This is a genomic window from Mycobacterium sp. URHB0044, assembly GCF_000620625.1.
GTDB lineage: Bacteria > Actinomycetota > Actinomycetes > Mycobacteriales > Mycobacteriaceae > Mycobacterium.
Genome location: NZ_JIAW01000006.1, coordinates 129293 through 153195, shown reverse-complemented (window position 1 = coordinate 153195; position 23903 = coordinate 129293). Strand labels below are relative to the sequence as shown.

Below are 23903 nucleotides of genomic sequence, written 5' to 3'. Positions count from 1 at the left end.
GCCGCGACCGCGGTTGCGGCGTCAGGCCACAGCGGCCACGGGAGCCACAGCAGTCACTAGCGTCAATTTCGACGCAAGGAGCTTGAAGTTTGCTGTCGTGTCGCCCTGTGATTTAGCACTCACTTTCGAATGGAAAGGTAAGGGCGGACCCTTTGCGGGGTGCGTTTCGGATAACTGATCGCGCTTGCCTTCGCGATGAAAGTGCTGGTGCAACGCGATTCTAGCGTTGCTCAGCGAAGATAACGGATGCATAACGAAGAGTTTTATAAGCGGTGTCTGAGAGGTTGCCGCAGTCCCAACGGAAACCGTCTCCAAGCCACCCTCGGAGCCGATTTTCCGTCGCTAGACTCGACCGGGACTGCGCCCCATCGGGCGCCGAACACATCGAACTAGTGCCGGGCCATTGCCCCGGTGGAGGTGCCCAGGAACATGGCTAATACATTCGCGCGCGCACGCAGCGTGACGGTGGAAAACGCGAACGCCACCCTGCTGGGTGCTGCGACGGTAGGTCGCGGCCCCATCGCCGACATCTCAGCCGATGGCGACACGCTGGTGGTCACCACCTACGGCGACCACAACGTCGTCATGCTCAACGCCAGGAACCTGGCCGTGACCGGCGTGGTTCCCGCCCGCGAGCCGTCTGCCGTCGTCGCTGCGGTTGGCCGTGCCCATGTCGGCGTGGCCTCGGCCAACTACGACGCGGTCGCCGTCATCGACGTGCGCACCAGCGCCGTCGTCGCGTCGTACCCACTGTCCTTCAACGTCAGCGCGATGGCAGCCAGCCCCGACGGCAAGCGCATCTACGCCGGTCGCGCGGGCGACGGCGGCGTCGACGTCTCCGTGATCGATACCACCGCGGAACGGGTCGGCACCATCTACCTCGCCAAGGGCGAGGACGCGAACATCGACGCCCTCAGCGTCGACCCCTCCGGTCGCCGGCTCTACGCGGGGGTGTCGGATGCGCGAAGCAGCCGACTCATCGTCGTCGACCTCGAGACCGGGCGGGTGCGCCGCTCACTGGAGTTGGGTGCCTCCATCCGAGGACTCCAGATCGGCATGGACAGCACCGCCTACGTGCTGACCTCCGACATCAACGACCGCGGCGTGCTGCACGTCGTCGACCTGGTGGCGAACCGGATCATGGCCAGTGCGGCGGTCGCCACCGCGCCGATGCAACTGGCGCTCTCCGTGGACGGCATGCGCGCGTACGTCGTCGACTACGACCAGGTCGTGGTCCTGAGCACCGAGACGTTGGCCGTCATCGACACCATTTCGGTGGGCGCCCGGCCGTCCTGCGTCGCCGTGGGCGTCGACCGGCTCTACGTTGCCGACTGCGCCGGTGGCGTCACGGCGTACTCGGTGCCCGCGCCCGCCGCGATGTTGTATGCGCCGATGGTCGCCGCCAACCCGCTCACCAGCGTCGAGATCCGCGAGCTCGAGCCCGCGGGCGTCTAAGCGCTACAGGCCTTTTGTGGTCTGGCGACGCTTCGTTGAGTTCACGCCGTTCTGGACGCCTGTCCGAGGGCTGAACTTGCACTCGCAAAGGAACTCCACGTAGCGGCGATCGCATGTCGCTGTGCGTTGGGTGGCGCCAGCAACTTCGGTTTTCCGGACATTCGGCGAGGCATTCACCGCAGTAGCCAATGGCGCGCGCCCCGACGGCGTCTGCGCCGATCATGAAGAAGTGCGCGCCAGCCATTTGCTAGTTGCTCGTGCCAGCAATCTTGATTGGCGTGAGTGCGGTTGCGTCCCGAGGCGTGGAATGGTTCGAGCACAGGGCCCGACCAGCAAAATTGTTGGGCCTCGGACCATGGCACGGAAGCCGGCCCTGCGTTGGCGATCCGCATCCCCGCACGGGGACGTGACCGACCCCTGTGCAGCCCTCTGCCCATACCGCCTGGTGAGAGGTGGATGAGCCGCCATGCCAGCGTAATTGACGTTGACGAAACCCTGTGTGGTGGCCGTATGTCTCCTGGCAGCCTCACGGCCACACCGCCGGCCGCTCGGGCTCTGCCGATTCAGTAGTTGACCGAATTGCCAACGCCGCGTAGCTGCAAAGTCGCGCCGGCGGAGAGCCGATAAAAGACCAAGGGAATGTTTTCTCGGAAAGGTTTGACTAGAACCCCCAGCGGTAACTTAAATGCGGTCGTTAGTTTCGTTGCTGAAGGAGACAGCCCCGTGAGCACACAGAACCAATCCGCAGTACGCAAGCTCGTCACCACGGTGGGAATGGTTGGCGGTGCCGCAGCTATCGCAAGCGGTATGGCCCTCGCCAGTGCGGGTACGGCTGCGGCCGAAAATCAACACAACGTCGTCACCCAGACCGGTAACAAGGCGACCCCGAAGTCCGCCACGACCACAGCGAGGGTCGGAGCCGCTCAGTCATCGGTCGGCGATGCCGGAACCAACTTCCTCACCCAGGTCGGCACCGCCATTCAGAACGCGCAGGTCCAGGTCGGCACCGCCGGAACCAACGCGATCTCGCAGACCGGCACCGCGATCCAGAACGGCCAGGTCCAGGTCGGCACCGCCGGAACCAACGCGATTTCGCAGACCGGTACGGCGATTCAGAACGGCCAGGTCCAGTTGGGCACCGCGGGCAACAACGCGTTGGGTCAGCTGGGCACCGCTGGCTTCGGCCTGCTCAACGGCATCGGCAACCTGTTCAACAGGGGCTAGACGCCACACCTACGAAAACGGCGGCTGCGCGGGTATCTGCGCAGCCGCCGTTTCGTTGTCAGCGCCACTGGTAGCGGGTCTTGGGCCTGCCGGCCTTGCCGTAGTCGGTCCGTCGGGTGACCGTGCCGTCGTCGGCGAGCCGTTCCAGATAGCGCCACGCCGTGACCCGGGAGACGCCCACCTGCTTGGCCACCTCGTCGGCGGTCAACCCGTCGGCGTTGTCGCGCACCGCGCGGGCGATGTCGTCGTTGGTCTGCGGCGCAGCACCCTTGGGCGCAACGGACTTGTCGGCGGCCGAGCGCAACTCGGCGAGCGCGCGGTCGACCTCCGCCTGACTGGCCGCGTCGACGCCGGCGGGCAGGGCCACGCGGTACCGCCGATAGCGTTCCAACCGATCCTGGAACGCCGCGAACGTGAACGGCTTCAGCAGATAAGCCAGGGCACCGTGGGCGACGGCGGCGCGCACCATCTCCAGATCCCGCTCCGAAGTGATCGCGATGATGTCCGGAGCCGGCCGTAGCCCGGCCAGCGCCGAGGCGAGGCTGATGCCGCTTGCATCGGGCAACCCGAGGTCGAGGAGCACCAGCTGGATCGGTGTTCCCGACGCGGCCGCCGCCGACGCGGCATGCATGGCGTCGCGGGCGGTGTGCGCCACCGCTGAAGCCGAAAAGCCTTCCAGCCGTTCCAAATACGTGCGGTGCGCCTCGGCGATCAACACGTCGTCCTCGACGATGAGCACGGAGATCGGCGGGCTCACCGCGCCGCCCCGGGGACCGTCACGGTGACCACGGAGCCGTAGGTGACGTCGGCGGTCAGCGTGCCCTCGTGCCGCTTGACCACCTGCGCCACCAACGCCAGGCCAAGCCCGTGCTGCTCGCCGTCACCAGTTGACTTGGTGGAATAGCCCCGCTGCATCGACTTCTCGAACGTCTCGGCGTCCATCCCCACTCCGCTGTCGGCCACCCGGATCAACAGTTCCCGGTCGTCCTGGCTGACGGTCACCTCGATCCACGGATCCTCGCGGTCGCACGCGTCCATCGCGTTGTCCACCAGATTGCCGAGCACCGTGACCATCTCCTGGGCCGTCAGGGGAACGTTCTTGGTGTCCGCGGCCAGGTGCGTGTCCTCGGTGATGGTCAACGCGATGCCGCGTTCGTCGGCCTGGGCGGTCTTGCCGAGCAGCAGCGCCACCAGCGCCGGTTCGGCGACGTCGTCGGACAACCGGTCCACGAGTCGTTGCGACAGGGCCAACTCGTCGGTCGCGAACTTCACGGCGTCCTCCGAGCGGCCCATCTCGACCATCGTGATGACGGTGTGCAGCTTGTTGGCTGCCTCGTGGGCCTGCGAGCGCAGCGAATCGGTGAGCACCTGCAGCGAGCTGAGTTCGCCGAGGGCCCCTTGCAGTTCGGTGCGGTCACGGATCGTCACGACCTCCGAGTGGGGGGAATCCAGCACCCGCGAGCGGTTCACCACCAACACACGGTCGGCGGTGACGTGTACTTCGTCGCGCACCCCGGGGTCGTACGTACGCAGGAAGCCGGGCAGGTCCGCCTCGGTCACCTCGCCGGGCGGCAGTGCGAGCAGTCGACGGGCCTCGTCGTTGACGAGCACGACGCGGCCACGATCCAGCACGACGAGCCCCTCGGACACCGAATGCAGGATCGCGTCGTGGTGTTCGTACATCACGCGCAACTCGTCGGGGCGCAGCCCGTGCGTCTGACGGAGCAAGCGACGACGGATCGCCCACACCCCGACGAGCGAAACCACCAGTGCCGCAAGGCTTACCACCGCGATGATGCGCCACTGGTCCCGCCAACGCTGCGCCAGCGTCTGCTGCGTGATGCCCGCCGACACCAACCCCACCACCCGCCCGGACGCGTTGTGCACCGGAGCGATCGCCCGCACCGAGGGACCAAGCGTGCCGGTGTACACCTCGGTGAACGTCTCGCCGCGCAGTGCAGGCGCGATGGTGCCGAGGTAGTGGCCACCGATCTGGCGCGGATCGGTGTGGGTGAAGCGGATCCCGTCGGGCGACATGATCGTGATGAACGCGATGTTGGTGTTGGTGCGCACCGCCTCGGTCATCGGTTGCAATATCTCGGTGGCCCGGCCCGATTCGATGGCCGACGCGGTCGATGGCGCATCGGCCAGCGCCGTCGCGATGCTCACCACCTGTTGACGCGCGGCCGCTTCACCGTCCCGCCGGGCATCGACGAGGGCCAGCGCGCTGCCCGCCATGACCACCACCGCGATGACCACGATCTGCAGGGCGATGGCCTGTCCGGCCAGCGAGCGCGGCCATGGCGGCGTCCAGCTGCGCATCGCACCTCCGGACGACCTCGTGAACGTAATGAACTAAAGCGTGACCTGGATCACTTGGGGGAACACCATCCTTGCAGACCACTTTTCGTGCCGAGCCGAAGGAAGCAGCCATGACCACCCAACCGGACCCACCGGCCCCGCCCACCAAGCGTGACCGTACCCATTGGCTATACCTCGCAGTCATCGTCGCCGTCGTCGCCGGCGTCGTCGTCGGACTGCTCGCCCCGGAGGTCGGCAAGAGCGTCGGCGTCCTGGGCACCATGTTCGTCAGCCTGATCAAGATGATGATCGTCCCGGTCATCTTCTGCACCATCGTGCTCGGCATCGGCAAGGTACGGAAGGCCGCCACCGTCGGAAAGGTCGGCGGACTGGCGTTCGTCTACTTCCTGGTGATGTCGACCGTCGCCCTCGCGATCGGCCTCGTCGTCGGCAACCTGCTGAGCCCGGGAACCGGACTCAACCTGGCCGCGACGTCCGACAAGGGCAGCGCCCTTGCCGAGAAGGCGCACGAGGCCGGCGGATTGATGGACTTCATCGAAGGCATCATTCCGACGTCGTTCTTCTCGTCGCTGACCGAGGGCAACGTGCTGCAAGCGCTGTTCATCGCGCTGCTCGTCGGATTCGCCGTCCAGACGCTCGGCAGTTCCGCCGAGCCGGTCCTGCGCGGCATCGAGCACCTGCAGAAGCTGGTGTTCAAGGTGCTCGCCATGATCCTGTGGCTGGCGCCGATCGGCGCGTTCGGCGCGATCGCCAACGTCGTCGGGCAGACCGGCTGGAGCGCGGTCACCCAACTGCTGACGCTGATGCTCGGCTTCTACGTCACCTGCATCCTGTTCGTCTTCGGGGTCTTGGGCGTCCTGCTGCGGGCGGTGGCCGGGGTTTCGATCTTCCGCCTCGTCCGCTACCTGGCCCGCGAGTACCTGCTGATCTTCGCGACCTCGTCGTCCGAGTCGGCACTGCCCCGGCTGATCGCCAAGATGGAGCATCTCGGTGTCGAGAAGACGACCGTGGGCGTGGTGGTCCCGACCGGCTACTCGTTCAACCTGGATGGCACGGCGATCTACCTGACCATGGCGTCGCTGTTCGTCGCCGACGCGATGGGCAAGCCACTGGCGATCGGCGAGCAGATCTCGCTGCTGATCTTCATGATCGTCGCGTCCAAGGGGGCGGCGGGCGTCAGCGGTGCCGGACTGGCCACCCTGGCGGGCGGGCTGCAGGCCCACCGTCCCGACCTGCTCGACGGCGTCGGCATCATCGTCGGCATCGACCGGTTCATGTCGGAAGCCCGTGCGGTGACCAACTTCTCCGGCAACGCCGTCGCGACGATGCTGGTCGGATCGTGGACCCACACCATGGACCGCACCAAGGTCGACGCGGTGTTGAGCGGTAACGATCCGTTCGACGAGCTGACCATGCTGGACGCGGACGACGAGCCACGCGCCGAAGAGCCTGCGCAGGGGAAGATCCCTGCGCCGGCATAGGGTGCGAAATCGAAGGGCCCGGCCGGAGTCCCCACCGGCCGGGCCCTTCTTCGTGCCGACCTAGCTCATCGAGCTGGTGAGCCGAAAGGCGTTGTCCGCCAGAACGTTAGGGCGAGCAGTTCAGCGACACCGAAATGGTCTGGCTGACGGTCGCAGGCACCAAGAGCCGGTTGTCGCTGCCGCCGAGCCCGGGGCCGACGTAGGGGACCAGCTGTGTCACGTTCTGCGGGTTGCGCACGCTGGTGACGGTGCAGTCCGAGATCGGCGCGGTCCCGATCTTGTCGATCGTGACCGTATATCCCTTGGACTGAAGGTCGTTGATCACTTCCTGCGCCGTCTCCGCGGATGCCGATGCGGCCGAGGCGATCATGGCCACGCATGCGCCACCGATCGCTGCGGGGTATGCCCACTTGGTACGCACGATCGCACCTCCTGTCCTGTTGCAGTCGATCATTCCCTAGTTACATCGCCGAGGGAACTCGATTGCTTCCGCGCGGTAGGTCGGACAGTCAGCGACTGCAGTCCAGCGATACCGAGATTGTCCGGCCGGTGACGATCTCGATGATGCGGTACTTGCGGTTGCCGTTCTCGTCCCGCGGGCCGTAGTAGTCCCGGATGGTGCGGGTCTGGGTCTGAGGGTTCCGCACGCTGGTCACCACGCACTGGTCAAGGGTGCCGCTGCCGACGCGGTCGACGTTGACGTCGTAGCCCTCGGCTTCCAGTTGGCCGATGGTCTCGCGTGCGCTCTGCTCGGCACTGGCGATGCCGGCGGGCGCGACCACCACCGCGCATGCGGCTGCGACGGAAGTGGCCAATGTGGCAAAAATCAATGATGGACGCACGATGCGCCCCCTGTCTGTCAAGGTTTGATGCTTCCCCTACTACATCGCCGCAGGTGGTCGATTCGTTGCAGCGCTCGCCGCTTGGAGCGAATCGCCGATATCACCGTCGCCCGGCGCTAGCATCGCGCCAACGACAGCAACGGCGAAGCAGAGGCGATTCGACATGCGCAGCACGATGCAAGACGTCCCGTTGACGATCACCACGATCCTGCGTCACGCGGTGCGCGTGAACGGCGATCGCACCGTCACCACCGCGATGGGCGGTGGCCGCTATCGCACCATCACCTACCGCGAACTCGGCGAGCAGGTGGCCCGGCTGGCCAACGCGCTGCGGGGGCTCGGCATCACCGGCGACCAGCGGGTCGGCACGTTCATGTGGAACAACGCCGAACACCTTGCGGCGTACCTCGCCGCGCCATCGATGGGGGCGGTGCTGCACACCTTGAACATCCGGCTCTCACCCGAGCAGATCGCCTACATCGCCAACGAGGCCGAGGACCAGGTGGTGATCGCCGACGTGTCGCTGAGCGCGCAGCTCGCCCCGGTGTTGCCGCTATTGGAGACGGTGCAGACAGTCATCGTCGTCGGCGAGGGCGACCTCGGTGCGCTGACGGCCTCCGGCAAGACGGTGCTGCGCTATGACGAGCTGCTGGCCGAGCAATCCCCGGAGTTCGACTGGCCCGAACTCGACGAGACGTCCGGGGCCGCGATGTGCTACACCAGCGGTACCACCGGGAATCCGAAAGGCGTTGTCTACAGCCATCGTTCGAGTTATCTGCATTCGACCATGGTGTGCTCGGCCAACGGAATGGGCCTCGGCATCAACGACACCGCGTTGGCGATCGTGCCGATGTTCCATGCCAACGCGTGGGGGATGCCGTACGCGGCGCTGATGGCCGGTGCCGACCTCGTGCTGCCGGACCGCTACATGGACGCCCCGTCGTTGATCGACCTCATCGAGACGCAGCGCCCGACCGTGTCGTGTGCCGTTCCGACCATCTGGAACGACGTGATGCACTGTCTGGACAAGGCGCCGGGTCGCGACATCTCGTCCCTGCGCCTGGTCACCTGCGGCGGTTCGGCAGTGCCGCTGTCGATGATGCAGAAGTTCCAGAAGGACTTCGGCGTGAAGATCATTCAGGGCTGGGGGATGACCGAGACGTCGCCGTTGGCCACCTTGGCGTGGCCGCGGACGGGCGTCTCGGAGGACGAGCACTGGGCGCAGCGCATCACCCAGGGCAAGGTGGTCTGCGGCGTCGACCTCCGCATCGTCGGCGAGGACGGCGATCCGCTGCCGTGCGACGGCAAGGCCGTCGGCGAAATCGAGGTGCGCGGCCCGTGGATCACCGGCGCGTACTACCGCGGGCACGATCAGTCGAAGTTCGACAACGGCTGGCTTCGCACCGGCGACGTCGGCCGCGTCGACCCGCTCGGCTACGTGACGCTGACCGACCGTGCGAAGGACGTGATCAAGTCGGGCGGCGAATGGATCTCCTCAGTCGAACTGGAGAACCACCTCATCGCCCACCCCGCGGTGCTGGAGGCTGCCGTCGTCGCCGTACCCGACGAGCGCTGGCAGGAACGCCCCCTTGCGGCCGTCGTCCTCGAGGAGGGTGCCGAGGCCACCGCTCAAGAACTGCGGGAGTTCTTGGCGGACAAGGTGGTTCGTTGGTGGCTGCCCGAGCGGTGGACGTTCGTCGAAGCGGTACCTCGGACGAGCGTCGGCAAGTACGACAAGAAGACCATCCGCGCGCGGCACGCCGACGGCGCCTACGAGGTCATCGAATACCGCGACTGAACACCTTCGCCGAGACTGCTGTGAGATCGCGATTTCACGAAAATTCGCGATCTGACAGCAGTTTCGAGGCGGTGGGAGGTGACGTTAGCGCTCGGCGCGCTGGTATGCCGTCACGACGGCCGCGCCGCCGAGGCCGATGTTGTGCTGCAGGGCGGCAGTCACACCGTCGACTTGACGCTTGTCGGCGGTCCCGCGCAGCTGCCACGTGAGCTCGGCGCACTGCGCCAACCCGGTGGCGCCCAAGGGATGTCCCTTGGAGATCAGGCCACCGGACGGGTTGACCACCCAGCGACCGCCGTAGGTGGTGTCACCGTTGTCGATCAACTTGGGCGCCTCGCCCTCGCCGCACAGGCCGAGGGCTTCGTAGAGCAGCAACTCGTTGGCCGAGAAGCAGTCGTGCAGTTCGATGACCTGGAAGTCCTCCGGCCCGAGACCCGACTGGTCGTAAACTTGTTGCGCGGCTTGGACGTTCATGTCAAAGCCGATGATGTTGGCGGCGCTGCCGTCGAAGGTGCTGGCGAAGTCGGTGGTCATCGATTGGCCGACGATCTCGACGGCCTGCCCGGCCAATCCGTGCCGGTCCACGTACTCCTCGCTGACCACGATCGCCGCACCCGATCCGTCCGAGGTGGGCGAGCACTGCAGCTTGGTCAGCGGATCGGAGATCATCCGGGAGGCCAGGATGTCGTCGAGGCTGTACTCGTCCTGGAACTGCGCGTACGGGTTGTTCACCGAGTGTTTGTGGTTCTTGAAACCGATCTTCGCGAAATGCTCGGCCGTCGTCCCGTACTTCTTCATGTGCTCGCGACCGGCGGCGCCGAACATCCACGGCGCCACAGGGAAGCCGAACTCGTCGATCTCGGCGAGCGCCTTGACGTGGCGGCCCAGCGGCGACTCGCGGTCATCTGCTCCACCGCCCAGCGAGCCCGGCTGCATCTTCTCGAAGCCCAGCGCGATGACGCAGTCGGCCAGTCCGCCGCGGATGGACTGCGCGGCCAGATACAGCGCCGTCGACCCGGTGGAGCAGTTGTTGTTGACGTTGACGATCGGAATGCCGGTCATGCCAAGCTCGTACAGCGCGCGCTGGCCGGACGTCGAATCGCCGGAGCAGAAGCCGACGTAACCCTGCTGCACCTCGGTGTAGGCGATGCCCGCGTCCTCGAGCGCCTTGGTGCCCGACTCCCGCGCCATGTCGGGATAGTCCCAACCCTCGCGGCTGCCCGGCTTCTCGAACTTGGTCATTCCGACCCCGACGACGAAGACTCTGTTCTTTGCGGTGGACATGGCCGATCCCCTCGCTGCGTTGCGGTTTCATCGAACATAGCGCGACCCTGATCTTTCGCACAGGGCGGTCAGCTGTAGTTCAACCACCAGGCGTGCAGCTCGTCGATGTTGGTGCTCTGTACGTCGGCCAGCAGAAGCTCGTCGTACTGAGTCCACATGACGTCGGCGTTGCCTTCGTACGTGCCGCACGCGACCTGCCCGGCGACCGCGTCGGGCGCCGCCTTGTAGTTCCAGTCGGTCGGCGAATCGAAGTCCGCGCCAGGGCAGCGGAACAGCTCATCGTTCTCGTTGATCGACTCGGTGAAGTGCAGCGTCAGCTGGTCCTTGTCGGCGAACAACGAGTACCGCGCTGCCTCAGGCCCACCCGGCTGCGCGGACTTGGCGCAGTCGATGGTGGCCAGCGCGCCCGTCGACGGTGGGCTGGCAGGCTCGCACACGCTGGTCGGGTATCCGGGTGGGATCAGGGCCATCAGCTTGGCGTCGAACGAATCCGGGTTGTCCGCCCGCGTCGTGGTCGGCGCTCTGGTGCGCGACGTCGACGAACGCTCCGTGGACTTGGTGGTGGACGCGGTGGGCATCGTCGGGCCCGCTTTGTTCTCGCCGGGTTTGACGACCAGATAGATGCCGATGGACGCGAGCACCAGCAGGATCACGCCGCCCACCGCCGCAATGGCGATCAACGGTCCCTTGTTGCCTGGCGGCTTCGCGCCCGGCGGTGGCGGCCACGACGAGCCGCCCGTAGGTCCGGTCGGCGGCGCAGGAGGCCCGGTGAACCCGTACTGCTGCGGCGGGGCGGCGCCGTACGGCGGTGGGGTCGCCCCGTAGGGAACCGGTGGCGGCGTGCCACCGGGAGGCGGGGTGGCGCCGTAGGGCATCGGCGGTGGGGTTGGGGTGGCGCCTAGGGGTTGTGGTGCCGCCATGGTCGCCGCCGAGTTCATTGGCACGCCCGGCATGGTTGCCGCCTCGCCCCGCTGCAGGATGGTTTCCGCTTGATCCTGGTCGCGTGCGGTCAGCGCCTCGGTGGCGGCCATGGCCAGGTCGCCGGCGGAGGCGTAGCGCTCCTCCGGTTTCTTCGCCATACCCCTGGCGATCACCTCGTCGAACGCGGCCGGAATGCCGGGGCGCTCGACGCTCGGCCGGGGGATCGGCTGCATCAAGTGTGCGGTGATGACCACGCTGACGCTGTCGCCGGAGTAGGGCTGCGATCCCGTCAGGCACTCGTGCAGCACGCATGCCAGCGCGTAGATGTCGGCACGGTAGGTCACCGCATCGCCCGAGAACCGCTCCGGAGCCATGTAGGCGTAAGTGCCTACGGCCGTGCCCAATTCGGTCAACTTCTCGTCACTGGCGGCGTTCGCGATGCCGAAGTCCACCAAGTACGCGAAGTCGTCACGGTTGACCAGAATGTTCTCCGGCTTGACGTCGCGGTGCATGACGCCGCCCTCGTGCGCGGCGTCGAGCGCAGAGGCGATCTGGCGGACGATGGCCACTGCGCGCGCCGGCGTCATCGGCCCGAAGTTCTTCAGGATCTTGCGCAGATCGGAACCGTTGATCATGCGCATGTCGACGTAGAGCACACCGTCGATCTCGCCGTAGTCGTGGATCGGGACGACGTGCGGTTCCTGCAGCCGCCCCGCTGAATGGGCCTCGCGTTGCAGCCGCTTGCGGAAGACCGGATCGTGAGACACGCCTTCCGGCAGCAGTTTCAGCGCGACGATGCGATCCTTGACGGTGTCCTGGGCCTCGTAGACCTCGCCCATCCCGCCCTTGCCGATCAGCCGCAGCAGGCGGTAGGGCCCGAACTGGGTGCCTTCGCGCGACGTTGGCTCGCTCATGTGCCGTCTCTCCTCGAACCACCGCGAATCGGCACCTGCCTGGCGTGCCAGCTAGCACCCTAATGCGTGGCTGAGCGGCAATGAGCAAAACGTGCCGTCACGGCGGGGGAGGCCTGCGGATCTCGAACACGAACTCGTGGTCGCAGATGCGGACCAGGTCACCGTCGGCCAGCGTCGCGGTGCCGCGAATTCGCTGGCCGCCCACGTGGACGCCGTTGGCCGAGCGGAGGTCCGAGATCACGTAACTGGTGCCGGTATCGATGATCACCGCGTGGTGGCGGCTGACACTGCCGTCGTCCAGCACGACCTCGTTGTCGGAGAGCCGACCGATTCTGGTCGCGGCGCCGAGCAACGGATGGTTGCTTCCCTGGAACGGCCCGCGTACGGCGCGCAGCGTGGCCGTCGCGGTCTGGGTGCCCACCGCGGTGCGCAGGTCGATGATGCTGCTCTTGTGCACGGCCGTGGTCTGGGCGGCCTTCTTGGCGTTCAGCGGTTCCTGCCGCAGGATCCGCTGGTGCAGGGCCCGTACCGACGGTCCAGGGTCGATGCCGAGGTCGTCGGCCAGCGTCGACTTGAGCCGCTGGTAGGCGTCCAGCGCGTCGGATTGCCGCTCGGACAGGTAGTACGCGGTCATGAGTTGCGTCCACAGTGGCTCGCGGTAGGGATGTTCGCCGACCAGTGTCTCCAGCTCGCCGATGACCGCATGGCCGCGGTTGCAAGCGATCTCGGCCTCTGCGTAGGCGGTGTGGGCCACCAGCTTGTCCTCGACCAACGCGGTGGCGAAGGGGTCGACGAACTGGAAGTCGCGCAGGTCGTCGAGGACGGGGCCGCGCCACTGTGCCAGCGCGTCCTGCAGGTGGGTGCTGGCCTGCTCGAACTGGCCCGCGGCTGCCGCTTGCACGCCCGCGGTCTTGTGCGCGACGAAGCGGCCGATGTCGCAGTCGGCGTCGGCGACCGTCAGCCGGTAGCCCGGCGGCGCACTGGCCAGCACCGTCTTCGGGTCGAGCCCGGCACCGGCCACCAGCTTGCGCAGGTTCGAGATGTAGGCATGCAGGCTGGCCTTGGGCTCCGGTGGCGGGAAGTCCTCCCAGGCCGCATTGACCAGCGATTCGCTGCTCACCGGACGGTTGCGGCTCATGACCAGCATCGCCAGGACCGCCCGTTGCTTGGGCGTGCCCAACGGCAACGGTGCACCGTCGGCGGTGCACTGCAGCGGCCCGAGAACGCCGAAGTCGAGGCTCATCACCGTGATTGTGCCGCCCTCGGGGGGTGCGTGGTGTAGATCTGAGTAGAACGTGTTCTAGTTTTCCGCTTGTTCGGGAGGAGACGGGATGGCGCTGCGGGTCGTGCAGTGGGCGACGGGCGGGGTCGGCATCGCCGCGATCAAGGGCGTGCTCGAACATCCCGACCTCGAGCTGGCCGGCTGCTGGGTGCACTCGGAGGCCAAGAGTGGCAAGGACGTCGGCGACCTCATCGGGACCGGCGCGCTTGGCGTCACCGCCACCAACGACGTGGAGGCGATCCTGGCGTTGGACGCCGACGCCGTGATCTACGCGCCGTTGTTGCCCAACCCGGACGAGGTGACGGCGCTGCTGCGGTCGGGCAAGAACGTGGTGACGCCCGTCGGCTGGTTCTATCCCCGGGAGAAGGAGGCCGCGCCGCTGCGGGCGGCCGCCCTGGACGGCAACGTCACACTGCACGGCACCGGCATCGCCCCCGGCGGCATCAGCGAGAAGTTTCCACTGCTGTTCTCCATCATGGCCACCGGGGTGACATTCGTTCGGGCAGAAGAGTTCTCCGACCTACGCACCTACGACGCCCCCGACGTGCTGCGCTACGTGATGGGCTTCGGCGACACCCCCGAGAAGGCACTGACCGGGCCGATGCAGAAGCTGCTCGACGGCGGTTTCATGCAGGCCGCTCAGATGTGCGTCGACAAGATCGGGTTCAACGCCGACCCCAAGATCCGGGCCACCCAGGAGGTCGCGGTGGCCACCGCGCCCATCGATACGCCGATGGGCGTCATCGAGCCCGGGCAGGTGGCAGGCCGGAAGTTCCACTGGGAGGCCCTCGTTGGCGGCGACGTCGTCGTACGCATCACCGTGAACTGGTTCATGGGGCAGGAAAACCTCGATCCCGCTCCGACTTTCGGACCCGCCGGCGAGCGCTACGAGATGGAGGTCAAGGGCAACCCGGACTTCACCGTCACCATCAAGGGCTTCCAACCCGACAGCGTGGAGGAAGGCCTGGAGTCCAACAATGGCATCGTCGCCACCGCCGCGCACTGCGTGAACTCCATCCCCGCAGTGTGTGCCGCACCACCCGGCATCGTCACCTACCTCGATCTTCCGCTAATCAGCGGGAAGGCGGCGCCGCACCTTCGTTGACTAGCGAGGCACCAGGCCGCCGTCGACCGTGATCACCTTGTTGGTCAGATAACCGTTGCGCAGCATGGTGATCGCCATGTCCGCGATCTCGTCGGGTCGTCCCACCCGGCCCACCGGGATGGGCACCGGCGGTGTGCCGGTCTCCACGTCGGCGGGAAACATCTTGGTGCCGCCGACCAATGCCGGCGCCAGCGAGTTGACCGTGACGCCGTCGGCCGCGACTCGCGGCGCGAGGTGATGCATCAGGCCGTGCAGGCCCGCCTTGCTGGCGGCGTAGTGCGCGCCGACCACGCCGCCGTTGAGCGCGGCTACCGACGAGATGAACAGAATCCGGCCGAACTTCCGCTGCACCATTCCAGGAAGCACCTGCTGAGCCAACAGGAACGGTGCGGTCAGATTCACCGCCAGAGTGGCGTTCCACGACGCGAGATCGATGTTCTCCCAACCCCTTATGTCGGCGGTGCCCGCGTTGGCGACGAGCACGTCGACATCACCGAGTTCACGGGCGGCATGCGCGACGAGGTCGGCAGGAGCCTGCGGATCGGACATGTCGGATGCCACGGTGACGGCTCGCCGGCCCAGCCCGCGGGCGTAGTCGGCCACCTCCTCGGCGTCGTCGCCGTGGCGACCGTAGGCCAGGCACACGTCGACGCCCTCGTCGGCCAATCGTCGGCCCATGGCCTTGCCGATGCCGCCGGAGGCGCCGGTGAGCAAAGCGACGCGACCCCTCACGGCTGCACCAGGATCCGGATCGGATCGCCGTCCTGTTTCTCGAGTCTCTCGATGCCGAGGGCGACGTCCTCGAGCGACACGACGCCGCTGATGGACCGGGACAGGTCGAGGCGTCCACGCGCGACCAGCTGCGCCAACGTGGCGATGTCCGCGTTCTGATACCCGAGGTGCCCGAGCACCTGACGCTTGAACAGGTTGAACATCGAGGTGGGACCGATGGTGGGCGCGTCGGCGCTCATGCCGACGCCGACGAGACGCCCGCCGACGGTCAGGTTGTTCAGCGCCTGCTCGAACGTCGACTTGAGCCCCACGGCGTCGAACGCGACGTCGAGCCCGCGGCCGCCGGTGATCTCCTTGATCTGGTCTTGCAATGTGTCGTCGCGCGCGTCGAACGCGTAGTCCGCGCCGAGAGCCTTGGCGCGGTCGAGCACCGCGGGCTTGATGTCGACGGCGATGATGGGGGCGGCGCCGACGAGGCGGGCCAGTTGCACGATGTGGGTGCCGACGCCGCCGACGCCCCACACGCCCACCGACTCGCCGATGCCAACCTCGGCGGTGCGGACCACCGCACCGAACGGCGTGGACACCGCATCGGCCAGGATGGCTGCCTGCTCCAACGGCACGTCGTCAGGAACCCTGGTCAGGCCGAAGGCCTGGGCCACCGTGTACTCCGCCCACGCCCCGTCGTAGGCGAATGCCATCAGCCGGATGCGCAGGCAGTTCGACATGTCGCCGCGGCGGCAGTTGACGCACTCCATGCAAGGCCGGCCCGCGGCCACCACCACCCGGTCGCCCTTGGCCCAACCGGTCACGCCGGGCCCGAGCTCGGCGATGGTGCCCGACGCCTCGTGGCCCTGGGTCACCACCGGCAACTGGGCAGGGAAGGTGCCGTTGATCAGGCTCAGGTCGGAGTGGCAGATGCCGCAGAACGCCACCTTGACCAGAACTTCACCTGGACCGGGGACCGGAATCGGGACATCTTCAACGGCAATGGTTTTCGAGTCTGCGTAGAACCGCTGCGCTCGCATCGTGTCGGTCATGTCGCTCCCTTGGTCGCGGTCACGGGATTCGGTAGAACGGGTTGGGCAGCAGGTACGTGCGCTCGGCGAAGCCGCCGTCGAGGTCCGACGGCTGATCGCCAAGGTTGGCGATGATGGTGTAACCCTGCTGCTCGATGGCCGCCCGCTGCGGCGCCTTGAAGTCTGCGGCCGAAGCGTAGTGCGCCCCAACGGGTTCCATGATCAGCCGGCTATATCCGGAGTAGCCGGCGGCGGCCAGGTTGCGCTCGGTGGCGGCGCGCTGCGACTCCGGTCGACCGGTGATGAAGAAGATCGCGGCGCCGCGGTCCCGCGCCGTGTTGAAGACGTCCAACGTCGGCCCGATGACGGTGGAGCGCGCCGCCAGATCCCACGATTGCCAGCCGCACGGCCCCTGCGGCAGTCGATCGCACGGTCCGTCGATGACCCGGCCGAAGTCGTTGGCCTGGATGGCTTCCCAGTTGGACAGTGCGGTCTCGTCGATGTCGAAAACCACCGCGGGGCGCTCCGCCCGCGGTGCCTCCTCGTCGATCCACGACACCGCGGGCGCCGTCGCCAGTTGCAGGTCGGTCAGGTAGGCGCCGCTCTCGTAGTAGCCGGTGGCCTCGGTCTTCAGGTCGCCGATGTTCGCCGGCTGGACCGGCGCCGGGACGATCGGTGCCGGCGGCTCAGGCGGCTCCGCGGCAGCCGCAGGCGCGCCCGCGATGAGCAGGACCGCGACGGCCACCGACGCGAGCGCGCTGCGGCAGTCGAACATGCGTCCGCGCAACCGATGCCCGAGCATGGCTGCACCCTACCGGCGCCGCCTGGCACACTCGGCTTTCGTGACGAGACGTGGACTGGTCCTGGCCGGTGGCGGGTTGGCGGGCATCGCCTGGGAGACCGGCATCCTCTGCGGCATCGCCGACGAGGTGCCGCAGGCGGCACAGGCGCTGCTGGACTCCGACGTACATCTCGGCACGTCCGCGGGTTCCACGGTGGCGGCTCAGCTCGGCAGCGGCACGAACCTCGAGGAGCTGTTCGGCCGGCAGGTCGCCGCGGAGTCGTACGAGATCGACTCGGGCGTCGACATCGACGACATCACCGAGCTGTTCGTCACCGCGATGACGACCCCCGGCACCACCAAGGAGGAGAAGCTGCAGCGCATCGGCGAAATCGCGCTGGCCGCCGACACCGTCGCAGAGCCGGTACGCCACGCCGTGATCGCGCACCGCCTGCCGTCGCACCAGTGGCCGCCGCGGACGCTGCGGATCACGGCGATCGACGCCACTAGCGGCGAACTGGTGATCCTCGACGGCGACTCCGGCGTGGACCTCGTCGACGCGGTGGCGGCCAGCTGCGCGGTGCCCGGCGCCTGGCCTCCCGTCACGATCGGCGATCGCCGCTTCATCGATGGCGGCGTCGGCAGTTCGGTGAACATGGTCGCGGCCGGTGACTGCGACGCCGTCGTCGTGCTGGTGCCGTCGGGCGAGAACGTGCCGTCGCCGTTCGGTGGCGGCACCGCGACCGAGATCGCCGAATTTCCGGGGCAGACGCTCGCGCTGTTCGCCGACGACGACGCACTGGCCGCGTTCGGCCGCAATCCACTCGACCCGGCCTGCCGAATTCCGTCGGCGCACGCCGGGCGTCGACAGGGTCGCCGCGAGGCCCGTCGCGTTGCGTCGTTCCTAGGCCTCTGATCCCGACAGTTCGGCAGGGCCAGCATCCGACGCCGAGACCGTGCCGAGCGCGTCGAGCGCCGTGGCGGCGAGTTCCTGGCCGATTTCGATGACCTCGTCGGCGCGATGGAACTCCAGGCTCCGGCACGCAGTGCGGGGCACCTCGATGAGCAGGTCGGGCGGATACGCCGCGAGGGTGTGCCGCATCAGGGCTGCCTGCGCGATGTCGATGGTGCGGTTCATCACCTCGAAGCTGCCGAGCCTCGGCACCGACAACTCGGTGTCGTCGTCGTGGTCGTCGGTCTCCACACCGTCATTGGTGAACCGGCTCAGGACCGTCCTTGCGGCAGGCGTGTCGAGGAACGTTCGTGCGGTGGACGTGTCGAGCAAAGCCGTTGTGCTGCGCCACATCCGGTTGAGCAACTCGGCCGTCGGCCCGGGGTCGGGGTGCGATTCCGGTCCGGTTCGGTTGGGGTCGGCGCCGCCGAGGCTCACTGCGATCGTCAGGTCGGCGTTCACCGCGGCGATCGGCGCCATCGGCAGTGGGTCGAGGATGCCACCGTCGGCGAGCAGGCGGCCGTCGAGCACGTGCGGCTTGATCACCCCGGGTATGGCGATGGAAGCACGGATGGCCTCATCCACCGGTCCGCGCTGCAGCCACACCGACTTGCCCGCAATGAGATCCGTGCTCACGGCCGTGTAGGGGATCGGCAGGTCCTCGATGACGGCCTCGCCGAGGATCTCGCGGACGGCGTCGAGGATCTTCTCGGCCCGCAACACCCCTGCCGAGGTGAGCGACGGGTCGAGCAGCCGCAGCACCGCGCGCTGAGTCAGCGAGCTCGCCCACACGGCGTACTCGTCGAGCTTGCCCGCGGCCTGCAACCCGCCCACCAACGCGCCCATCGACGAGCCGGCGATGCCCACGATCTCGTGGCCGCGGTCGCGCAACTCGTTGATCACGCCGATGTGCGCGTACCCGCGAGCCCCTCCACTACCGAGTGACAATGCGACCCGCATGGCAAGCATTGTCCCCCGGAGGCCCTCAGGTCGACTGCACGTGGTGGATGCCGGTCTCGATCTTCGCGCTTAGATCCGCGCGGACGGGGCAATCCCGAAGAACATGATCGGAACACTTCGCTCGGTGGTGATCGATTGCCGGGATCCGGGCAAGCTCGCTGACTTCTACGCCCAGGTGGTGGGTGGCACCACGGAGGCCGAGGACGAGACCTGGGTGGTTCTCGTGGATCCGAATGGCAGAAGGCTGGCCTTCCAATCCTCCCCGGAGCACGAACCGCCGAAGTTTCCCGATCCGCGCGGATCGCAGCAGTTCCATCTCGACGTCGCGGTCGACGACGTCGAGGAAGCGGAGCGAAAGGTGTTGGCGCTGGGTGCAACCCGGGTGACGGACGCCGTCGGCGAAGACCACTTCCGGGTGTACCGCGACCCGGCGGGCCACACCTTTTGTCTGGTGTGGGGCGTGTGAGCGGCTAGCAGCCGACGCGGGCGAAGAACGCGGCCGACAGCAGGCCGATGATCAATGCCACCTGCCATTGCCCGCTCGAAAGCGCCACGAAGACACCGGTGATCGAGGCGATGGCGATGAGCAGAAGGACGATGCCCAGCAGCATCCGGTGGCCGTTGATCGATCCACCGGCAGCGCGCGGAAGCGCCGGCTGGCGCTGCCCGACCCGGTCGTCGTGAGATCCGCGCATTGGTCATCCCTTCAGCAGTGACAAGGAACACATTGTACCTATTTTTGTGATGGGCGCCACAACGTGTAGATGCGCTAAATGCCTGGCGGCCCATGACCGCCCGGGCTTTTCGGCCGACGTGATTTAAACCGGCGAACGGTCAGCCGCAGAGGTCGTCGGCGGCGGCCTCTGCCGCGACGATGACGGCCGACTGGCGGCTCGGCGGAAGCTGCGACCAGGGCGTGTTGAACGTGCCCGGTCCCGGTGTGTCCGACTTCTGCAAGCTCGCCAGGTACGGCTCGAACAGCGCCTTCTGATCGCCGCCCTGTTCCGTCATCCACACCTTTGCCGCGTGACAGGCCTGGAAGTACTCGTCCTCGGTCGACTCCGCGGGTGCGCCGACCGCCGTAGTGACGCCACCTGGAGAGACGCCCACGGCTCCCGGATCGGCGGTGTGAGTCTGCAACGACGTCGACGTGGCAGGCGCCGACGAGGCCTCGGAGGCCGACTTGGACGGCGGCGAATTGCCGCCGTCCGACCCCGACGAACACCCGGCGAGGAGCGCGGAACAGGTCGCCGCCGCGGCGATGACGGCGCGGAGGGGGTCGCTGCGCATGCGGCCAATCTATGCAACACTCGCCAACGTGATTGAGCGGACCACCCAACAGGAGTGTTGTCGGGCTTGAAGCCCGCCCCCTGTCCGTCTGTCTCTCCTGGAAGTCCAATCACCATGGCACTTGCCTCCCCGTCGATCGCGCCCACCCGCCTACGACTGGCCGATCTGCTGCACACCACCGACCGCGCCGCCGACGACGTGCTGTCCGGCCACTACGACCATCTGTTGCCTGCCGGGGGTGCACCCGTCGACGAGCGGTGGTTCACCCGTCTCCACGGCGACGACGAACTCGACGTCTGGCTGATCAGCTGGGTGCCCGACCGGTCCACCGAACTGCACGACCACGGCGGATCCCTCGGCGCGCTGACCGTGGTGTCCGGCTCGCTGGCCGAGACACGCTGGGATGGCGACCGGCTACGGCGCCGACGCCTTGTCGCGGGCGATCAGGCGGGATTCCCACTCGGCTGGGTGCACGACGTGGTCTGGGCGCCGGAGCCGACGCACGTCGTCGGGGCAGGAGCCGATGTCGCCGGCCGAGCGGCTCCGACCCTGAGCGTGCACGCATACTCGCCGCCGCTGACGGCGATGTCGTATTACGAAGTGACCCACCGGAACACGCTGCGTCGCGACCGCACCGAGCTGACCGACAAGCCGGAGGGTGACTAGTGGCCAGCCGCATCGACGCCGTACTGGAGGCCGCGCGCAGTAAGTTGTCGCGGATCGAGGCGCGCGACGTGCCGGGCGCATTGGAGCGCGGCGCGCTGCTCGTCGACATCCGGCCGGCAGCGCAACGGGCGCTTGAAGGTGACGTCGCGGCGGCGCTCGTCATCGAACGCAACGTGCTCGAGTGGCGCTGCGACCCCACCAGTGACGCCAGGCTGCCGCAGGCGGTCGGCGACGACGTCGAGTGGATCGTGCTGTGCTCCGAGGGCTATACGTCCAGCCTCGCGGCCGCGGCACTGGTCGACCTCGGCCTGCACCGGGCCACCGACGTGATCGGCGGCTACCAGGCGCTCAAGGCAGAAGGCGTACTGGCAGCGCTCAACTAGCTGTTCTCGTCCGAGCGCAGCATCCCCCGCAGCTTCTCGGTCTTGGCCGGCGTCCAGCCCGGCGGCTGCAGGATCGCGGCCCATGCGTTGGCAACGTCGCGCACGTAGACGTGCCCGTGCCCGTCCGGCACGTCGACGGCGACGGCCATGTCCGCCGACACCTGCAGGAACGTCACGATGGGAATCCACTCCATCCGGGGCGAGACGTCGTAGCCCCGCGGCTCGCGCAACCAATCCGGCTTGGCGAACAGCAGATCGGGGTTCCACCATGCGATGGGGTCGGACGCGTGCTGCAGATACACCACCCGCGGGGTCCACCACGTGTCCGCGGGCCTGCCGAGGTTTTCGGCCTTCGCCGCGAAGCGGGCGTTCTCGCCCTTGTCGTAGATGGGCAGCCACTCCGGTGAGCCGGCGTCGCGGGTGCGGGTCAGGTCGGTCCAGATGGTGTTGTTGAACGTGGGGCCGGAGAACAACGCGCCGTCGGTCCGCGCGATGAGGTTGTTGAGCGCCAGGAACGGCGCCTCCCCGCCGAACGAGCCGAGGCTCTCGCCGAACACGACCAACTTCGGGCGCTGGTTCTCGGGCATCGCGCGGATCAGCTCGTCGACGGCCTCGAACAACGCCTGCCCGGCCTGCCGCGCGTTCTCCTTGTCCACCAGGAACGACAGCCAACTCGGTAGGAACGAATACTGCATGGACACGATCGCGGTGTCGCCGTTGTACATGTACTCGAGTGCGGACGCCTCTGCTTCGTTGATCCAGCCGGTACCCGTGGTGGTGGCGACGGCGACGACCGCGCGGTTCAGTCCGCCGGTGCGTTGCAGCTCGAGGGCGGCGAGCGCGGCGGTGGCCTTGATGCCGTCGGCGGAGTTCAGTCCGGCGTAGGCGCGGATCGGCTCGATGGCCTTGGCGCCGTTGAAGTTAGAGAGCTCGTCGACCGTCGGTCCGCCGGTCATGAAGACGCGACCCTGATGGCCCAACGACTCCCAGGTGACCAGGGACTGCGGGCCGCCCGACCGCAACGGCGTGGTGGGCGCGGGATTGTCGGGGTCGGTCTCGTCGTTGACCGACTCGAAGGTGTTGTTGAGCGCCGTCATTGCGAAGCGCACCACGATGCCGTTGAGCAGCGCGATGGTGAGCGCGATGAGAAGGCCGACCACCACCACGGCTGAAACCCGCGGCGGCGCAAAGCGATCCAGCTGGCGGACCAGGAAACGCACCAATCTGCCTACCAATTGGCCGATTTCGACGAAGGCGAACAACACGACGATGGACAGCGCCGCGGTCAGGGGATGATCCCAGAAGCCGAGGCGCGCCACGCCCATGTAGTCGCGGACGTCGTCCTGCCACACGTGGAACCAGACGATGGCCAGCACCTGGCCGATGACGCCGACCACGATGAGGCCCAACCACGCTCGACGTGGCGCGGCGGGACTGCTGTCGGCGGACCGCATGTAGCGCACCAGCCAGACGCCGAACACGCCGAGGCCGTAACCGATTGCGCCTGCCGCACCGCTCACCAGCCCCTGGAACACCGGCTCGCGCGGCAACAGCGACGGCGTCATCGAAAGCCAGATGAACACCAGCCCGAGCGCGGTACCGAAGAACGTGTAGTGCCGAACCCACCAGGCGGGCTTGGCGGGTGCCTTTTCCGCTTTGGTTGCAGCGGGCTCCTCGGCCTGCGTCAACGCGCCCGTGTCGGTCACGAACGCACTTTAGCGGTGCGTGAACCTCGGCGGGCGCTTCTCGGTGAACGCTGCCATGCCTTCGGTCTGGTCCTCGGTGGCGAAGGCGGAGTGGAAGAGTCGACGCTCGTAGAGCAGCCCTTCGGTGAGGGTCGATTCGAAGGCGCGGTTGACGGCTTCCTTGGCCATCCGCGACGCCGACAACGACATCCCCGCGATGGTGGCGGCCACGGCCTTGGCCTCGTCGAGCAGTTTGTCGGCAGGCACGACCCGCGACACCAAGCCACTGCGGTCGGCCTCTTCGGCGTCGATCGTGCGCCCGGTCAGGATCAAGTCCATCGCCTTGGCCTTGCCGATGGCGCGGGTGAGCCGCTGCGAACCACCCATCCCGGGCAGGACGCCGAGCTTGATTTCGGGCTGGCCGAACTTGGCGGTGTCGGCGGCGATCAGGAGGTCGCACATCATCGCGAGTTCGCATCCGCCGCCGAGCGCGTAGCCGGCGACCGCGGCGATGGTGGGCGTGCGAGTGGCGGCGAACTGCGACCACGGCTCGAAGAAGTCCGCGGCGAACACGTCGGCGAACGACAGGTCGGCCATCTCCTTGATGTCCGCACCCGCGGCGAAGGCCTTCTCGTTGCCGGTGACGATGATGGCGCCAACCCCCGCATCAGCATCCAATTCCGCTGCAGCCGTGGTGACTTCGGCCATCACCTGGCTGTTCAACGCATTGAGCGCCTTGGGCCGATTCAGTGTGATGATGGCGACGCGGTCCTCGCGGGTGACCAGGATGGTTTCGTAGCTCATTTC

At 67.4% G+C, this 23903-nt stretch carries 24 protein-coding genes; 9 read left to right on the top strand and 15 right to left on the bottom strand.

The window, feature by feature from the left end; translation table 11 throughout:
* The first annotated feature begins 429 nt into the window (after positions 1-429).
* Both N536_RS0114640 and N536_RS0114635 read left to right on the top strand, forming a co-directional pair.
* Positions 430-1455, top strand: coding sequence for a YncE family protein (locus N536_RS0114640; protein WP_231514528.1), 1026 nt, complete (start codon positions 430-432; stop codon positions 1453-1455).
* 723 nt (positions 1456-2178) lie between these two features.
* Positions 2179-2679: a hypothetical protein gene (locus tag N536_RS0114635; protein ID WP_155948597.1), complete on the top strand. Its 501-nt coding sequence runs from the start codon at positions 2179-2181 to the stop codon at positions 2677-2679.
* A 58-nt stretch (positions 2680-2737) separates the two neighbouring features.
* Here the strand turns inward: N536_RS0114635 and N536_RS0114630 are convergent, their stop codons facing one another.
* Both N536_RS0114630 and N536_RS0114625 read right to left on the bottom strand, forming a co-directional pair.
* The gene (locus tag N536_RS0114630; protein ID WP_029114292.1) at positions 2738-3436 is read right to left on the bottom strand and encodes a response regulator; all 699 of its coding nucleotides are present in this window, start codon (positions 3434-3436) and stop codon (positions 2738-2740) included.
* The gene (locus N536_RS0114625; protein ID WP_029114291.1) at positions 3433-5001 is read right to left on the bottom strand and encodes a sensor histidine kinase; all 1569 of its coding nucleotides are present in this window, start codon (positions 4999-5001) and stop codon (positions 3433-3435) included. The genes N536_RS0114630 and N536_RS0114625 overlap by 4 nt, the downstream gene beginning before the upstream one ends.
* A gap of 110 nt (positions 5002-5111) precedes the next feature.
* Between N536_RS0114625 and N536_RS0114620 the strand changes: the two genes are divergently transcribed.
* Positions 5112-6482 (top strand): cation:dicarboxylate symporter family transporter, encoded by a 1371-nt coding sequence (locus N536_RS0114620; protein WP_029114290.1) that lies wholly within the window; start codon positions 5112-5114, stop codon positions 6480-6482.
* Positions 6483-6588: 106 nt separating this feature from the next.
* On the opposite strand, the gene N536_RS0114615 is transcribed toward N536_RS0114620, so the two are convergent.
* Together N536_RS0114615 and N536_RS0114610 are read right to left on the bottom strand one after the other, a co-directional pair.
* Positions 6589-6903, bottom strand: coding sequence for a hypothetical protein (locus tag N536_RS0114615; RefSeq protein ID WP_029114289.1), 315 nt, complete (start codon positions 6901-6903; stop codon positions 6589-6591).
* An 88-nt stretch (positions 6904-6991) separates the two neighbouring features.
* Positions 6992-7297 carry a hypothetical protein gene (locus N536_RS0114610; protein WP_231514527.1) on the bottom strand — a complete coding sequence of 102 codons (306 nt, stop codon included), beginning with the start codon at positions 7295-7297 and terminating at the stop codon, positions 6992-6994.
* Between the two features lie 190 nt (positions 7298-7487).
* Between N536_RS0114610 and N536_RS0114605 the strand changes: the two genes are divergently transcribed.
* Positions 7488-9122, top strand: coding sequence for a fatty acid--CoA ligase (locus tag N536_RS0114605; protein ID WP_029114287.1), 1635 nt, complete (start codon positions 7488-7490; stop codon positions 9120-9122).
* Positions 9123-9206: 84 nt separating this feature from the next.
* Here N536_RS0114605 and N536_RS0114600 read toward each other — a convergent pair whose 3' ends face one another.
* The 3 genes from N536_RS0114600 to N536_RS0114590 form a co-directional block, all read right to left on the bottom strand.
* Positions 9207-10406 carry a lipid-transfer protein gene (locus tag N536_RS0114600; protein ID WP_029114286.1) on the bottom strand — a complete coding sequence of 400 codons (1200 nt, stop codon included), beginning with the start codon at positions 10404-10406 and terminating at the stop codon, positions 9207-9209.
* A gap of 68 nt (positions 10407-10474) precedes the next feature.
* Positions 10475-12241, bottom strand: a complete 1767-nt coding sequence (locus N536_RS0114595) for a serine/threonine-protein kinase (RefSeq protein WP_029114285.1) — start codon at positions 12239-12241, stop codon at positions 10475-10477.
* A 97-nt stretch (positions 12242-12338) separates the two neighbouring features.
* The gene (locus N536_RS0114590) at positions 12339-13484 is read right to left on the bottom strand and encodes a BTAD domain-containing putative transcriptional regulator (RefSeq protein ID WP_036436421.1); all 1146 of its coding nucleotides are present in this window, start codon (positions 13482-13484) and stop codon (positions 12339-12341) included.
* A gap of 88 nt (positions 13485-13572) precedes the next feature.
* On the opposite strand from N536_RS0114590, the gene N536_RS0114585 reads away from it, so the two are divergent.
* Positions 13573-14628, top strand: coding sequence for a dihydrodipicolinate reductase (locus N536_RS0114585; protein WP_029114283.1), 1056 nt, complete (start codon positions 13573-13575; stop codon positions 14626-14628).
* Here N536_RS0114585 and N536_RS0114580 read toward each other — a convergent pair whose 3' ends face one another.
* From N536_RS0114580 to N536_RS0114570, 3 genes are read right to left on the bottom strand one after another with little or no spacing between them, the layout of a single operon-like run.
* On the bottom strand, positions 14629-15360 hold the full coding sequence (locus N536_RS0114580; protein WP_029114282.1) for an SDR family NAD(P)-dependent oxidoreductase: 732 nt from the start codon (positions 15358-15360) through the stop codon (positions 14629-14631). It abuts the gene before it with no gap.
* Positions 15357-16400, bottom strand: a complete 1044-nt coding sequence (locus N536_RS0114575; RefSeq protein ID WP_029114281.1) for a zinc-binding dehydrogenase — start codon at positions 16398-16400, stop codon at positions 15357-15359. The genes N536_RS0114580 and N536_RS0114575 overlap by 4 nt, the downstream gene beginning before the upstream one ends.
* A 19-nt stretch (positions 16401-16419) precedes the next feature.
* Positions 16420-17181, bottom strand: coding sequence for an HAD family acid phosphatase (locus N536_RS0114570; protein ID WP_231514526.1), 762 nt, complete (start codon positions 17179-17181; stop codon positions 16420-16422).
* Between N536_RS0114570 and N536_RS0114565 the strand changes: the two genes are divergently transcribed.
* Positions 17180-18076: a patatin-like phospholipase family protein gene (locus tag N536_RS0114565; protein WP_051574492.1), complete on the top strand. Its 897-nt coding sequence runs from the start codon at positions 17180-17182 to the stop codon at positions 18074-18076. The two genes, N536_RS0114570 and N536_RS0114565, sit on opposite strands and share 2 nt — an antisense overlap.
* Here the strand turns inward: N536_RS0114565 and N536_RS38435 are convergent.
* The gene (locus N536_RS38435; RefSeq protein ID WP_155948596.1) at positions 18065-19072 is read right to left on the bottom strand and encodes a patatin-like phospholipase family protein; all 1008 of its coding nucleotides are present in this window, start codon (positions 19070-19072) and stop codon (positions 18065-18067) included. The two genes, N536_RS0114565 and N536_RS38435, sit on opposite strands and share 12 nt — an antisense overlap.
* A gap of 103 nt (positions 19073-19175) precedes the next feature.
* Here N536_RS38435 and N536_RS0114555 point away from each other — a divergent pair, with 103 nt between their 5' ends.
* On the top strand, positions 19176-19538 hold the full coding sequence (locus N536_RS0114555) for a VOC family protein (protein ID WP_029114278.1): 363 nt from the start codon (positions 19176-19178) through the stop codon (positions 19536-19538).
* 4 nt (positions 19539-19542) lie between these two features.
* Here N536_RS0114555 and N536_RS38430 read toward each other — a convergent pair whose 3' ends face one another.
* On the bottom strand, positions 19543-19767 hold the full coding sequence (locus tag N536_RS38430) for a hypothetical protein (protein WP_036436417.1): 225 nt from the start codon (positions 19765-19767) through the stop codon (positions 19543-19545).
* A gap of 139 nt (positions 19768-19906) precedes the next feature.
* A complete protein-coding gene (locus N536_RS0114545; RefSeq protein ID WP_029114277.1) occupies positions 19907-20362 on the bottom strand; it encodes a lipoprotein LpqV in 456 nt (151 codons plus the stop codon).
* A 114-nt stretch (positions 20363-20476) separates the two neighbouring features.
* Between N536_RS0114545 and N536_RS0114540 the strand changes: the two genes are divergently transcribed.
* Entirely contained in the window at positions 20477-21028 is a 552-nt protein-coding gene (locus N536_RS0114540; RefSeq protein WP_036436415.1) for a cysteine dioxygenase, read from the top strand.
* Positions 21028-21411 carry a rhodanese-like domain-containing protein gene (locus tag N536_RS0114535; protein ID WP_029114275.1) on the top strand — a complete coding sequence of 128 codons (384 nt, stop codon included), beginning with the start codon at positions 21028-21030 and terminating at the stop codon, positions 21409-21411. The genes N536_RS0114540 and N536_RS0114535 overlap by 1 nt, the downstream gene beginning before the upstream one ends.
* Here the strand turns inward: N536_RS0114535 and N536_RS0114530 are convergent.
* Together N536_RS0114530 and N536_RS0114525 are read right to left on the bottom strand one after the other, a co-directional pair.
* On the bottom strand, positions 21408-23099 hold the full coding sequence (locus tag N536_RS0114530) for an alpha/beta-hydrolase family protein (RefSeq protein ID WP_197040146.1): 1692 nt from the start codon (positions 23097-23099) through the stop codon (positions 21408-21410). The genes N536_RS0114535 and N536_RS0114530 overlap by 4 nt on opposite strands.
* A 27-nt stretch (positions 23100-23126) precedes the next feature.
* Positions 23127-23900, bottom strand: a complete 774-nt coding sequence (locus tag N536_RS0114525) for an enoyl-CoA hydratase (protein WP_029114273.1) — start codon at positions 23898-23900, stop codon at positions 23127-23129.
* Between the last annotated feature and the right edge of the window lie 3 nt (positions 23901-23903).

Excerpts from the sequence above, each read along its gene's own strand:
- N536_RS0114595 (WP_029114285.1), bottom strand. The coding sequence starts at position 12,241 with ATGAGCGAGCCAACGTCGCGCGAAGGCACCCAGTTCGGGCCCTACCGC.
- N536_RS0114600 (WP_029114286.1), bottom strand. The coding sequence starts at position 10,406 with ATGTCCACCGCAAAGAACAGAGTCTTCGTCGTCGGGGTCGGAATGACC.
- N536_RS0114565 (WP_051574492.1), top strand. The coding sequence starts at position 17,180 with ATGGCTGCACCCTACCGGCGCCGCCTGGCACACTCGGCTTTCGTGACG.
- N536_RS0114620 (WP_029114290.1), top strand. The coding sequence starts at position 5,112 with ATGACCACCCAACCGGACCCACCGGCCCCGCCCACCAAGCGTGACCGT.
- N536_RS0114605 (WP_029114287.1), top strand. The coding sequence starts at position 7,488 with ATGCGCAGCACGATGCAAGACGTCCCGTTGACGATCACCACGATCCTG.
- N536_RS38430 (WP_036436417.1), bottom strand. The coding sequence starts at position 19,767 with ATGCGCGGATCTCACGACGACCGGGTCGGGCAGCGCCAGCCGGCGCTT.
- N536_RS0114540 (WP_036436415.1), top strand. The coding sequence starts at position 20,477 with ATGGCACTTGCCTCCCCGTCGATCGCGCCCACCCGCCTACGACTGGCC.
- N536_RS0114570 (WP_231514526.1), bottom strand. The coding sequence starts at position 17,181 with ATGCTCGGGCATCGGTTGCGCGGACGCATGTTCGACTGCCGCAGCGCG.
- N536_RS0114575 (WP_029114281.1), bottom strand. The coding sequence starts at position 16,400 with ATGACCGACACGATGCGAGCGCAGCGGTTCTACGCAGACTCGAAAACC.
- N536_RS0114625 (WP_029114291.1), bottom strand. The coding sequence starts at position 5,001 with ATGCGCAGCTGGACGCCGCCATGGCCGCGCTCGCTGGCCGGACAGGCC.
- N536_RS0114525 (WP_029114273.1), bottom strand. The coding sequence starts at position 23,900 with ATGAGCTACGAAACCATCCTGGTCACCCGCGAGGACCGCGTCGCCATC.
- N536_RS0114555 (WP_029114278.1), top strand. The coding sequence starts at position 19,176 with ATGATCGGAACACTTCGCTCGGTGGTGATCGATTGCCGGGATCCGGGC.
- N536_RS0114640 (WP_231514528.1), top strand. The coding sequence starts at position 430 with ATGGCTAATACATTCGCGCGCGCACGCAGCGTGACGGTGGAAAACGCG.
- N536_RS0114545 (WP_029114277.1), bottom strand. The coding sequence starts at position 20,362 with ATGCGCAGCGACCCCCTCCGCGCCGTCATCGCCGCGGCGGCGACCTGT.
- N536_RS0114585 (WP_029114283.1), top strand. The coding sequence starts at position 13,573 with ATGGCGCTGCGGGTCGTGCAGTGGGCGACGGGCGGGGTCGGCATCGCC.
- N536_RS38435 (WP_155948596.1), bottom strand. The coding sequence starts at position 19,072 with ATGCGGGTCGCATTGTCACTCGGTAGTGGAGGGGCTCGCGGGTACGCG.
- N536_RS0114590 (WP_036436421.1), bottom strand. The coding sequence starts at position 13,484 with ATGAGCCTCGACTTCGGCGTTCTCGGGCCGCTGCAGTGCACCGCCGAC.